This is a genomic window from [Clostridium] celerecrescens 18A (assembly GCF_002797975.1).
Classification (GTDB): domain Bacteria; phylum Bacillota; class Clostridia; order Lachnospirales; family Lachnospiraceae; genus Lacrimispora; species Lacrimispora celerecrescens.
The window spans coordinates 2,135,336-2,149,012 of sequence record NZ_PGET01000001.1 but is presented as its reverse complement, the minus strand read 5'-3'; the positions used below and the strand labels follow the sequence as shown (position 1 = coordinate 2,149,012).

Genomic DNA, 13,677 nt, shown 5'->3' with positions numbered 1-13,677 from the left:
GCGGGGGAGGGGGTCAAAGGCCCTTCTCCCTCCGTATCCTTTTAATATCGTCCAAAAGAAGCGCAGTAACCCGCAGGCCTCCCCGTCCGGCACCTAAACTGATATCAGGCTTGTTGCTTCCATGAAAATCAGAGCCTCCAGTGGGAAAAAGGTCATATTTTCGGGTCAGTTTTCTTAATTTGCCGCTTTCATACTGATTGTTGGAAGAGTGGTAGACCTCCAGACCTTGAAGCCCCAGATCCTTTAAATAGCAGACCAGTTCCTCCGTTTTTTTATCTCCCAGGTGATATTGGTATGGATGGGCCAAAACAGGGGAAGCCTTACAATCGGTAAGGATTTTCATGGCGTGCTCTGGAGTGATCTTATCTTTACGGGGGCAGTAGGGGCCGCTATAATCCAGATATTTTTTGAATGCCTGGTCCATATTCTTTACATAGCCTTTTTCAAGAAGAACACGGGCAAAATGGGCACGGGTTATGACCGTGTCAGGATTTCCTGCCATTACTTCATCTAATGTGATGGAAATGCCGGCATTTTGGAAACGGCATATCATTTCCTCATTCCTTTTTTTTCGAATTTCTTTAAGAGCATCCGTTTCAGAAATAAATTCACGGTCCGCGGGATCGACATAAATCCCCAGGATGTGAATTTCTTCTCCCTGGTACACACAGGAGAGTTCAATTCCGGGGATGATTTCAATTGGAAGCCCGGAAGCAGCAGCCTGGGCTTCTGAAAGACCGTCAATGGTGTCATGATCGGTCAGTGCAATGGCTGCCAGGCCTTTTTCTACGGCAAGGGCCACCACTTCGGAGGGAGTGAATGTGCCATCCGAAGCATTGGAATGAACATGCAAATCGACAAATTTCATAAAAACCTCCAAAATGAAATAGTTTGGTAACACTATAGTAACATGTTTTTTTCATTCTGTAAAATGTAGAAAAAAGACGAAAAATAATTAAGAAAATTCATAAAATCGTAATAGCATTTCCCACAAAGTATGGTATACTACTCAATGTAAAGCTACAAAATCATGTAAAAAGGTGAAGTTAATGAATCAAATAGATAACAGACAAAGAGGTGGGGGAAGAACCAATTCTTCCCGGAATGGAAGCAGTAAAAATGCATCGGAAACAGGCCGCAGGACAGGACAGACTTACAGAACGGGCAGCTCCTATCAGTCAAAGCGGGGAAAGAAAAGAAAAAGAGGCCCTCAGTATAACATCACAAAGATACTTCTGGCGATCATTCTGGCTGTTGCTGCTTTTATCTGCGTTATGGCGGCTGTTAAGCTTATTGGAGGCCGTAAGGCAAAAGAGACGGAGGTCAATACCCCAACCGTTTCAGAGCCGGAATTACGGAAAGAAGTTAAAGTCGATGGTATCTCCATCGCCGGCATGTCCAGGGAAGAGGCCCGGGATGCCATTGAAAATAAATATCAGTGGGGAATGAAGGTCACCTATCAAGACGATCAGTACGAACTTGAGAATCTGCTGGACAAAAAGCTGGACTCCCTGCTTGAAGAGATATATTCAGGTGAACCAAAGGAAAGTTATACCCTTGAATTTGACGGACTGGATGAGGACGTTCAGGCTGAGGTAAAAGCCATCGCAGGAAAATGGGATGTAGCCGCCAAGAACGGTTCTATTTCAGGATTTGATAAAAGTACCGGGAAATTTGTCTATTCCGGAGAGAAAAACGGAGTTGTGATTAATCAGGATAAGCTGGCATCGGATATTTTGACCCAGCTCAAGGATAAGAATTTCCAGGCGGTTATCGCGGCGGAAGGCAAGGAAGTTGCCCCTAAGATAACAGAAGCCCAGGCAAAGGAAATGTATAAGGTCATAGGTACTTATACTACAACGACTACGGCTAACAGTGCAAGGAATAAGAATATCGAACTGGCTTCTGATGCCTTGAACGGCATCATTCTGCAGCCGGGAGAAGAGTTCTCCTTTAATAAAGCCACAGGGGAGCGTTCCACTGCAAAGGGATACCGTCCGGCAGGCGCTTATTTGAACGGAGAATTAGTTGAGGAACCAGGAGGAGGCGTATGCCAGGTGTCCTCTACCTTATATAATGCGGTAGTTTTTTCGGGGCTTTCAACTACTGAGCGCCACGCCCACAGCTACGAACCTTCCTATGTAACGCCAGGTGAGGATGCCATGGTCAGCTACGGCGGACCTGATATGAAATTTGTCAATAATTCCACTACTGCAATAGCCATCAGAACCAGTTTTGCCGACCGGAAGCTTAAGATCTCTATTGTGGGAATTCCGATTCTGGAGGAGGGTGTCACATTATCCATGACATCGAAGAAAACAGCAGAATTAGATGCTCCGGCGCCGGTTTACGAGGAAGACCAGACACTTCAGCCTACGGAGGAAAAGATCGTTAAGGCTGAGACCAAGGGAAGCCGCTGGGTGACCAATCTGGTGACCAAAAAGAATGGCGTTGTGGTAAGCGATGAGTTTTTCCATAACAGTACGTACCGCGGAAAGTCGGCTACCATCAAGCGGAATAAATCCGGAGTTGTCATTCCGGCCACTGATCCGGCGACTTCTGCCCCTGAAACCACTGGAGTAAGTCCCCAGGGACCGGGAGAGACCACTGCACCTCACGATAATGAGACTACTGGAAATTCCGGAGTCACTCAGGGCCCCGGTACCACAGAAACCCAGCCTACCCAGCCCCAGGGACCGTCTTCTACCACAGAAGCGGCAGGCGATAACGGAGGCCAGAATGTCATTCCTCCCAACCCTTTTAACTAAAAACAAAATAAAAACACGATAAAAATAAAATAAAAACAAAATAAAAACAAAACAAAAAAAGACAGGACTGGACAGAATACTCGTTCCAGTCCCTTTTTATCGGATTGTTTTGAAAATAATACTTAATTTTCCTGTTTTAATATTTGCTTTTTGTTGAATAATTGTTATAATAATGTCAGGTCACTTTCCCTATACGGGAACCAATTTATACATTATTCACATTTGCAGGAGGAAATCAAGAATGGCAAGAAAAATGAAAACCATGGATGGTAACCATGCAGCAGCTCATGCGTCATACGCATTTACTGATGTAGCGGCTATCTATCCGATTACCCCATCTTCACCTATGGCTGAAGCAACAGATGAATGGGCGACAGACGGAAGAACCAATATCTTCGGTCAGAAAGTACAGATTACAGAGATGCAGTCTGAGGCAGGTGCAGCAGGTGCAGTACACGGTTCCTTAGCAGCAGGTGCGCTGACCACCACCTATACAGCTTCTCAGGGTCTTTTACTTATGATCCCGAACCTTTATAAAATCGCAGGCGAGCAGTTACCAGGTGTAATCAACGTATCCGCACGTGCAGTTGCAAGCCATGCTTTATCTATCTTTGGTGACCACTCCGACGTATATGCTTGCCGTCAGACAGGCTGTGCTATGTTATGCGAATCCAGCGTACAGGAAGTTATGGACTTAACTCCGGTTGCTCATATGGCAGCACTCGAGGGAAAAGTACCATTTATCAACTTCTTCGACGGTTTCCGCACATCTCACGAGATTCAGAAGATCGAAACCTGGGATTATGAGGACTTAAAAGAGATGGTAAGTATGGATGCGATTGACGAATTCCGTCGCCGTGCATTAAATCCAAACCATCCGGAATTAAGAGGTTCCGCTCAGAACCCTGATATCTTCTTCCAGGCTAGAGAAGCCTGCAACCCTTATTATGATGCTCTGCCTGCAATTGTTCAGAAATATATGGACAAGGTTAACGCAAAGATCGGAACTGATTATAAATTATTCAACTATTACGGAGCACCGGATGCGGAGCATGTAATCATTTCCATGGGTTCTGTAAACGATACCATTGAGGAAACTCTTGACTATCTTCTGGCTTCAGGAAACAAGGTAGGCGTAATTAAGGTTCGCTTATACCGTCCTTTCTCTGCTCAGGCTTTCATTGAAGCTATCCCGGATACCGTTAAGACCATTTCTGTATTAGACAGAACAAAAGAGCCAGGTTCCTTAGGCGAGCCGTTATACCTTGATGTTGTTGCAGCTCTTAAGGGAACTAAGTTTGATCAGGTGAAGATCTTAACCGGCCGTTATGGTTTAGGTTCCAAGGATACCACACCAACTCAGATCGTTGCTGTTTATGATAACAAGGAAAAGAGTCCGTTTACGATCGGTATTATTGATGACGTGACCCATCTCTCTCTTGAGACAGGTACGCCAATCGTTACAACTCCAGAGGGAACTTCAAACTGTAAGTTCTGGGGTCTTGGAGCAGATGGTACTGTAGGTGCCAACAAAAACTCCATCAAGATCATCGGTGATAATACAGATATGTATGCTCAGGCTTACTTTGATTATGACTCCAAGAAGTCCGGCGGCGTTACCATGTCTCACTTACGTTTTGGACACAAGCCGATCAAATCCACTTACCTGATCCGTCAGGCTAACTTTGTGGCATGTCACAATCCTGCTTATATCCGTAAGTACAACATGGTTCAGGAACTGGTTGACGGCGGAATCTTCTTATTAAACTGTCCATGGGATGCAGCTGGTCTTGAGAAGCATCTGCCAGGACAGGTGAAGAAGTTCATTGCTGACCACAATATCAGATTCTACACCATCGACGGTGTGAAGATCGGTATTGAGACCGGTATGGGCCAGACACGTATCAACACCATCCTTCAGTCCGCATTCTTCGAGCTGACCGGAATCATTCCTTCCGAGAAAGCAAACGAACTGATGAAGGCTGCTGCAAAGGCAACCTACGGACGTAAGGGTGAAGAAATCGTTATGAAGAACTGGGCAGCCATCGATGCAGGTGCAAAGGGCGTTGTTAAGGTAGACGTTCCTGAAAGCTGGAAAAACTGCGAAGATGAAGGCCTTGATTATAAGTTTATTACGGAAGGCAGAAAGGATGCCGTTGATTTCGTTAATAACATTCAGTCCAAGGTAAATGCACAGGAAGGAAATTCCCTGCCTGTATCCGCATTCAGCGATTATGTCAATGGTTCCACACCATCTGGCTCTTCCGCATACGAGAAGCGCGGTATTGCTGTTACTATTCCTGGCTGGGTTCCGGAAAACTGTATCCAGTGTAACTTCTGTTCCTATGTATGTCCTCACGCTGTTATCCGTTCCGTTGCTCTGACTGAGGAAGAAGCAGCAAGAAAGCCAGAGGAGATGAAGACCCTTCCGATGACAGGCATGCCAGGATACCAGTTCGCTGTAACTGTATCCGCATTTGACTGTACAGGCTGCGGTTCCTGTGCAAATGTATGTCCTGGAAAGAAGGGCGAGAAGGCTCTTGTTATGGTCAACATGGAAGAAAACTGTGAAGAGAAGCAGAAAGTATATGATTTTGGACAGACACTTCCGATCAAGCAGGAAGTTATCGACAAATTTAAAGAGAATACCGTTAAGGGCAGCCAGTTCAAGAAACCTCTTCTTGAGTTCTCAGGAGCATGTGCAGGCTGTGGCGAGACACCTTATGCAAAACTGATTACCCAGTTATTCGGTGACAGAATGTATATTGCAAACGCAACCGGATGTACTTCCATCTGGGGCAACTCCTCCCCATCCACACCTTATACCGTAAATGCAAAGGGACAGGGTCCTGCATGGGCAAACTCCTTATTCGAAGATAATGCAGAGTTCGGTTATGGTATGATGCTGGCTCAGAGCGCCATCAGAGGCGGCTTAAAGACCAAAGTTGAAGAGATCATGAATTCCGAGAAGGCTTCCGATGAAGTGAAGGCAGCTTGTAAGGAATATCTGGATACCTTTGAGACAGGTGCAACCAATGGTTCCGCAACCGATAAGTTAGTTGCAGCATTAGATGGCATTGAGTGTGATACCTGCAAGGCTATCGTTAAGGATAAGGATTTCCTTGCTAAGAAATCTCAGTGGGTATTCGGCGGCGACGGCTGGGCATACGATATCGGCTTTGGCGGTGTTGACCACGTACTTGCAAGCGGCAGGGATATTAACGTTATGGTATTCGATACAGAGATCTATTCCAATACCGGCGGACAGTCCTCTAAGGCTACCAAGACAGGTGCTGTTGCACAGTTCGCAGCAGGCGGTAAGGAAACAAGAAAGAAAGATCTTGCAAGCATCGCTATGAGCTATGGTTATGTATACGTTGCACAGATCGCCATGGGCGCTGATTATGCACAGACTGTTAAGGCAATCGCTGAGGCAGAGGCATATCCAGGACCATCTCTGATCATCGCTTATGCTCCATGTATCAGCCATGGTATCAAGAAGGGCATGTCCAAGGCTCAGACAGAAGAGAAGCTGGCTGTTGAGTGCGGTTATTGGAACAATTTCCGCTACAATCCAGCTGCTGAGAAGAAGTTTACCTTAGACAGCAAAGCTCCTGCATTAGAGGGATATCAGGAATTCTTAAAGGGAGAGGTTCGTTATGCGTCCCTGGCTATGAAGAATCCTGAGAGAGCAGCTGAATTATTTGCAAAGAATGAGGCAGATGCGAAAGAGCGGTATGAATACCTGCAGAAGCTGGTTACTTTATACGGCAATGATTAATTGATCTAATGTAATAAGTTACAGGCCCGGATGAAACCATCCGGGCCTGTTTTTATAGATGGATACTAAGATTTTACAAAAAAGGCGGGGGTATTTAAAAAAAGACAGGCACTGGGCTTTTATGAGAGAATAAACTTACTATATAATGATAAAAATGAGGGCTTCTATGGAAAGTTTATTTTATATGCAGAATGATACGGATATGGAGCCGAATATGCCGCCGGCTCCGAAAGAAGACGAGTTACCAGCTGGTGTAGGAAACGAGAACAATGCAGATGAAACAGCAGGGGAACCGGGAGCGGAACCTGAAGGCACCGGGACCTCTATTATTACGGTATTCCCCAAACCAATCATTCCGTGTTACTTCTGCGAGACGGATCAAAACGGTCTTGTCCGGTTTTTAAATGCGGTAGCCGGCTATAATCCATTTCTTATTTATATAAACAATCAGCTTGCTGTGAACGGATTGGGTAACGGAGAAATGAGCCAGCATGGCCGGGTTTCTGCAGGAGAGCAGACGATAACCGTAGGAGGGCAGGATGGGTATGTATTCCTTGAAAAGCAGATAACGGTTCCAGTTGACCGTGCAATTACTGTCGCAATCATTAATACGGATCACGGAATGGATTTGATGGTAATCTTGGATATGTATTGCAATGCCGGAATTAACACAGGCTGTTTCCGTGTATGCAACTTATCCATAACAAACCCAGGGGTTCATGTGATCTTAAATGGAGATAACGTAACGTTTTTTAATGTAGATTATATGCAAGTGACTAGCTTCCAGTATGTCTCAACAGGCTTTTATATGGTCTCTGTATCTAACAGCACCACTCAAAACGGAAACCTCCTTTTGACCTCTGATATCTATATACGGGGCAATGCCTCCTACACCTTGTACGTATTTAACTGGAGTAATGTAGAGGATGCCATTCGTATCCTGATTGTTGAAGACCGTAGGCCTTAGAAAAAAATGGAAACCTCTGATTGACAGATCAGAGGTTTTTTGCTATACTAAGTGTATTAGGAGTATTAATACAGATTAGGAGGTGGAATATGATACTGCTTGATTACAAAGATCGTAGACCAATATACGAGCAGGTTGTAGAAAAGCTAAAGGATCTTATGATTTGCGGCGTGCTGGAACAGGATGCCCAGCTACCGTCTGTCCGCGCTTTGGCAACAGACTTATCCATTAATCCCAATACAATTCAGAGAGCTTATGCGGAGCTGGAACGAAGAGGATTCATCTATTCCGTGAAAGGAAGAGGCAGCTTTGTGGCGGATTCAAGTTCCATTCGTGCGCTTAAGAACAGTGAACTGAAAAAGGAGCTTCTTAACTGGATCCAGGAAGCGAAACGGGCAGGTCTGACAGAGGATAAAGCCCATACATGGGTTGCAGAGGAATGGGTGAGACAGGAATATCTGACCGGGGAGGAGAGAGAGGATGATAAAAGCAGAGAATCTGACAAAAAAATTTGACGATATAGTAGCAGTGGACCATGTGAGCGCACAGATACGGGATGGAAATGTATTTGGCCTGATTGGAACCAATGGAGCTGGAAAAAGTACATTTTTAAGGATGCTGAGCGGTATCTTAAAGCCTGATCAAGGAAGCGTTACCATCGATGGAGAACAGATCTTTGAAAATGAAAAGGTGAAAAGCCGGTTTTTTTACATTTCCGACGACCAATACTATTTTAATAACGCTTCGCCCCTTGATATGATGGAGTTTTACAGCAGGATCTACCCCCAGTTTAACAAGGAACGCTTTCACAATCTTTTAGGAAGTTTCGGACTGGAAGCCCGGAGAAAGGTCCACACTTTTTCTAAGGGTATGAAAAAACAGCTTTCCGTCATTTGCGGGATATGTGCCAATACGGATTACCTTTTCTGTGATGAAACCTTTGACGGGCTTGATCCGGTGATGCGCCAGGCGGTAAAGAGCATATTTGCAAATGATATGTCTGAGAGAAATTTAACTCCTATCATTGCTTCCCATAACTTAAGAGAGTTAGAGGATATCTGCGATCATGTGGGTCTTCTTCACAGGGGAGGGATACTGCTTTCCAGAGATTTAGATGATATGAAACTCAACATCCATAAGCTGCAGTGTGTTTTAAAAGATGGGATGACTGCCGAAGACTTAACGGCCCTGCAGCGCATTAAGACAGAAGCAAGAGGAAAACTCTATACCATTACGGTTAGGGGAACCAGAGAAGAAGTGGAAGGGCTGATGGAATCGTACCAACCGGTTTTTTATGAGATTATCCCTTTATCTCTGGAAGAAATATTCATTAGCGAGACGGAGGTGGCAGGATATGACATCAAAAAGCTTATTTTATAATCTGTTAAAAGAAGATGGCAAAAGACGCCTTTGGTCCATGGCACTGTCATTTTTAGTGTTTTTCTTTACCTTTCCGGTGGGAATCGCACTTTCTTTGAGTGAACGAATGAGGGGAGAAATTGATCTTACGTATATTATATCCACTCTGAAATCCTGGCTGGGCTTTCAGAACGGCTGGGTTGCGGCAGTGATTATACTCCTGTCCCTTATTATGGGAGTGACCAGCTTCTCTTATCTTCATTCCAGGCAGAAGGTGGATTTTTATCACGGTATTCCAGTAAACAGGAAGCATTTGTTCTGGGTGAATTATTTTAATGGAATTTTTATTCCGGCAGCCGTATATGGGGTGAATCTAATCATTGCCATGGGAGTGATTGCAGTGAACGGCATTTCTCCTGTGGAGGTATGGAAAACAGCCCTTTCTGGATACCTGCTGTTTATGATCCACTACTGCATGATGTATTCCGTAACAGTGATTTCCATGATTCTTACAGGAAATGTTCTGGTCGGAATTCTTGGAAATCTGGTGTTGCAGTTTTATTTTGTATGTGTGATCGGAATTCTGGAATTCTGCTACAGCAATTTTTTCTATACCAGCTACCGGGGAGGCGGGAATGTATTTAACCGTTTCGTGGATAAATCCTCGGCATTTGCCCTGTTCATGGTAAACTTGGAGCGCCTTAATCCGGGGAGCCCGGCGGGAACTCAGGCTGTCAGGATTTTAGCGGTTCTTGCCGTAACAGTAGTTTTGACCCTCCTTTCTTTCTGGCTGTATAAAAAGAGAGGATCAGAAGCAGCAGGAAGAGCCATGGCATTTAAGATCAGCATGCCGGTAATCAGAATTCCGATTGTGGTTTTATCTTCTCTTGGCGGAAGCATTTTTTTCTGGTCCATGCATTCCAGCGTAGGCTGGGGAATATTCGGATTGATCTGCGGAATGCTCTTATCCCACTGCGTCATTGAGATCATTTATCATTTTGAATTTAGAAAACTGTTTTGCCATTGGAAACAGATGGGAGCCTGTGCCTTATTATCGGCAGTGATATTCTGCGGCTTCCGTTATGATTTGTTTGGGTATGACGGTTATATACCGTCTGAAGCCACCATCGAATCCGTTGCGGTTTCCATGTCGGATGTGAACTTCTGGGTTTCTTATGGAAGCGCACAGCAGAATTCCCTGGGAGAATATTACTGGGAGTATCAGGATTCTGATGAATATATATTCAACCATATGAAGCTTAAGGATACAGCGCCGGTCCTGGCCCTGGTACGTGATGCAGTGGATAGAAACCAGAAGCTGCATCATGGAGATGATTATTCTGATACGTGGGACAATGGAAGCATAAGCTATAATTTTTCCATAAAATATACGCTTAAAAACGGCAAGAATATTTACCGCACCTACCATTTATCCGGAGATGAAGTCCGGCCGGAGATCGCACAGATCTTTGAGAACCAGGAGTTTGCAAAAGCGGTTTATCCCGTTCTTCTCCAGACCACGGAAGATACTGCCTGGGTCAGGGTAAGCAGGGGAGAGCAGACCAATGTTGTCAGTCGAGACCGAAACGGTACAGAGAAAGCCATGACAGATAAATTACTCCTTGCCTATCAGGAGGATCTAAAAAACTTAAAGGTGGAAACCATGGAAAAGGAATATCCAGTGGCCACCATCCAGTTTTTAACAAAGATGCAGGCAAATGCCGAAACAAAGCGGGAAGAAACCCAGAGCTCCTGGAAGTACAGCGATGTTACCTCAAGAGGGTATTATCCGGTTTATCCTTCCTTCAAAAACACTCTGGAACTATTAAAGGAGTGTGAGGTTGACGTAGAGAGCTGGAATAGCCTGGAAAATGTCAAAGAGATCAATATCGATACCTATCAGTTCAATGATTATCGTTCCACATATGAAGATAAAAGCTCTCAATATTTAACAATCACCGATGAGGAACAGATTGGTCAGATCATGAGCTTTGCGGCAATCGATGGGTATTCCAACATGAATCCTTTTGGCGGCAGGGGAGAGGAGCGGATCAGCTTCTCAGCTGTAACGGAAACAGGGGGAAGAAGAAGTGAAACTTCCTGTACCATTCCATTAAATCAGTTACCCGAATCCGTTAAAAATGAAATCAGTAAGATAAAAAAAGACGTGTGAGCAGTCTTTCATTGACTTTTTCTTCCAATGAAGTTAAAATGGTAGGAGCATAAGTCAAAGGAGGAATCACGGATGGCATTTTTTGAAGAGCTGGGAAAGACACTTAGTGATACCGGCAAAGAGGTTGCAACCAAGGCAAAAGCGCTGACTGAGACGATACAGCTAAAGACGCAGATCAGTGTAGAGAAAACAAAGCTGGAAGAAGCTTATGCGGTCATCGGTAAACAATTTTACGAAGCGAACAAAGAGCCGGATGAAGCTTATGCAAAGGCTTATGAAGCTGTTAGGGCCAGCCGGGAAAGAATTGCCGCTCTGGAGATCGAACTGAGCCAAAGCGAGGGAACCCGTATCTGTGCGGAGTGTGGAGCCAAAGTTCCAAAAAGTTCCTATTACTGTGGAAAGTGTGGAGCTCCTGTAAAGGAAGCTGCCCAGAAGACTGATACAGAAGAAGAGATTGTGGAGGAAGTGGAACCAGAAGCGCCTGCAGAGGAAGTAAATCCGACAGCCGGAATTAATACGGTTAGTGAAGACGCATTTGAACCTACAGAAGAACAGGAATAGTTACTTAAAAGGCCGGCTTAAAAAGCTGGCCTTTATTTTATTATTTCCGATTAAAAAGTATGTAAATTTTCCGTAAAATGTGGTAGACTAAATCCGACTCTGAAAAGAAATAAGCTGCAACGAGGTATATCATGAAACTATATGTCAAATGGTTTGGAAAGCTTTTTGCACTTGCTGCCATTATAAATGTCTTTATTGAACTGGTCAGCAGAAAATCTCTGCCAAGCCTTGGCCTTTATATATGGAGAAGCTTTCCGGTTTTACTATTGAACACTCTGATCATCGCCCTTCCCTTTACAGTTGTATTTGTAACGAAGCGGAAGGCATTTGCCTGCATTACCATATCGTTGATATGGTGTTTTATGGGAGTGGTTAACGGCATACTGCTTATCTTCCGGACAACTCCCTTTACCGCAGCAGATTTTCGTCTGATAAAATATGCGGTCAGCCTGGCCACGGTTTATTTCACCTGGATGCAGATTTTTTTTATTGCGGCTGGCATTGCGTCAGCAGTTATATTTATAGCCGCAGTTTGGCGCAAAGCGCCTGTTTCTAAGGAAAAGGTCCGGTACGGCTTTGGAGTAGGGCTTATAGCCATAAGTGGGGTGGTTGTGCTGGGACTCACAAGCGCCGCTATGAATACGGGATTGGTGGCAGTTCATTTCGGCAATATCGGAGAGGCATTTAAAAGCTATGGTTTTCCATACTGCTTTTCCAATTCCCTGTTTAACACCGGAATTTCCAAGCCGGAGGGCTATGGGACCGAGACAATGGAAGAGATCCGTGATGAGGAGCTGGTTCCGGAGAATACGTATGAGCTGTCTGAGGATACAAAACCGAATGTGATCATGATTCAGCTGGAATCCTTTTTTGATCCTTCCTTATGGAAAAACAATCCGGTAAATTACGATCCCATCCCGTTTTTCCACCACCTTCAACAAAGCTATCCGGGAGGCTATTTAAGTGTACCCTCTGTGGGTGCAGGTACCGCAAATACGGAGTTTGAATCGATTACTGGCATGAATCTGGATTTCTTCGGCCCTGGTGAGTATCCATATAAAACCGTGTTAAAGAAAACCTCCTGCGAAAGCGTAGCCTTTGATCTTAAAAACTTAGGTTACAGTGCCCATGCGATCCATAACAATGAGGCCACTTTTTATGACAGGAACCGGGTGTTTTCCCAGCTAGGTTTTGATACCTTTACCCCCATTGAATATATGAATAACGTAGAAAGAAATCCAACAGGCTGGTGCAAGGACAAAATCCTCACTGGTGAGATCATCAGGACACTGGATTCTACGGCAGGCCCTGATTTTATCTATACCATTTCCGTTCAGGGGCATGGGAAATATCCAAACTTTGAGTATTACTGCCAGCAGATCGGAGAGATGGATCAGTTTATCCGTTCCCTTGTCAACACCCTGAGGACCAGGAAGGAACCTATTGTTTTGGTCATGTACGGGGATCATTTACCTGGATTTGAGTGGTCAGAGGAAGAGATGAAGAACCGTTCCCTGTTTCAAACTGAATATGTGATTTGGAACAACATGAATCTTCCTGTGGAGAAAAAGAATGTGGAGGCTTATCAGCTTGCGGCTCATGTATTGGATATGCTTAATATTCACGAGGGGACTATGATGAGGTTCCATCAGAAATATTTCAGTAACCCTGAAACGGAAGAAGAAAGTTATTTAAGGGATATGAAAACTCTGGAGTACGATATTCTTTATGGAGGCCGTGAAGTGTACGGCGGAGAAAGTCCTTACCAGTCCACAGACCTTAAAATGGGAATTGATGATATCGTTATTGACCATGTGGTATACAATGATTCCAATGTTCTGGTCTACGGGGAAAATTTCACACCTTATTCCAGGATCTGCTTTGACGGAAAGGCTGTGGAAACCACGTTTGTATGGCCTGAGCTTATTATTGCAAAAGGTGTTCCTGAAAAGAAGATGAAGGATTCAGCGCTTTCCGTTTGGCAGATCGGAAGGGACAAGGTTCCCCTGGGAGAGAGCAAAATCCATCACTGGACGAATAGGATCAGAGAATTGAATTGAGCAGAAAA

Annotated in this window: 9 protein-coding genes; 8 read left to right on the top strand and 1 reads right to left on the bottom strand. The window is 44.6% G+C overall.

What is annotated here, in order from left to right; genetic code table 11:
* Positions 1–13: 13 nt before the first annotated feature.
* Positions 14–868 carry a PHP domain-containing protein gene (locus H171_RS09990; RefSeq protein WP_100305002.1) on the bottom strand — a complete coding sequence of 285 codons (855 nt, stop codon included), beginning with the start codon at positions 866–868 and terminating at the stop codon, positions 14–16.
* A gap of 181 nt (positions 869–1,049) precedes the next feature.
* On the opposite strand from H171_RS09990, the gene H171_RS09985 reads away from it, so the two are divergent.
* The 8 genes from H171_RS09985 (at position 1,050) to H171_RS09950 (ending at position 13,669) form a co-directional block, all read left to right on the top strand.
* Positions 1,050–2,768 (top strand): VanW family protein, encoded by a 1,719-nt coding sequence (locus tag H171_RS09985; protein WP_100305001.1) that lies wholly within the window; start codon positions 1,050–1,052, stop codon positions 2,766–2,768.
* A 241-nt stretch (positions 2,769–3,009) separates the two neighbouring features.
* The gene (nifJ, locus tag H171_RS09980; RefSeq protein ID WP_100305000.1) at positions 3,010–6,549 is read left to right on the top strand and encodes a pyruvate:ferredoxin (flavodoxin) oxidoreductase; all 3,540 of its coding nucleotides are present in this window, start codon (positions 3,010–3,012) and stop codon (positions 6,547–6,549) included.
* Between the two features lie 166 nt (positions 6,550–6,715).
* Entirely contained in the window at positions 6,716–7,516 is an 801-nt protein-coding gene (locus H171_RS09975; protein ID WP_100304999.1) for a DUF4397 domain-containing protein, read from the top strand.
* Between the two features lie 89 nt (positions 7,517–7,605).
* Complete coding sequence (locus H171_RS09970; RefSeq protein WP_100304998.1) at positions 7,606–8,031, top strand: GntR family transcriptional regulator; 426 nt, start codon at positions 7,606–7,608, stop codon at positions 8,029–8,031.
* Positions 7,997–8,896, top strand: a complete 900-nt coding sequence (locus H171_RS09965) for an ABC transporter ATP-binding protein (protein ID WP_100304997.1) — start codon at positions 7,997–7,999, stop codon at positions 8,894–8,896. The genes H171_RS09970 and H171_RS09965 overlap by 35 nt, the downstream gene beginning before the upstream one ends.
* A complete protein-coding gene (locus H171_RS09960) occupies positions 8,871–11,048 on the top strand; it encodes a DUF6449 domain-containing protein (RefSeq protein ID WP_100304996.1) in 2,178 nt (725 codons plus the stop codon). Before H171_RS09965 ends, H171_RS09960 begins: the two co-directional genes overlap by 26 nt.
* A gap of 72 nt (positions 11,049–11,120) precedes the next feature.
* On the top strand, positions 11,121–11,609 hold the full coding sequence (locus H171_RS09955) for a zinc ribbon domain-containing protein (RefSeq protein ID WP_100304995.1): 489 nt from the start codon (positions 11,121–11,123) through the stop codon (positions 11,607–11,609).
* A gap of 131 nt (positions 11,610–11,740) precedes the next feature.
* Positions 11,741–13,669 carry an LTA synthase family protein gene (locus H171_RS09950; protein ID WP_100304994.1) on the top strand — a complete coding sequence of 643 codons (1,929 nt, stop codon included), beginning with the start codon at positions 11,741–11,743 and terminating at the stop codon, positions 13,667–13,669.
* Positions 13,670–13,677: the final 8 nt, after the last annotated feature.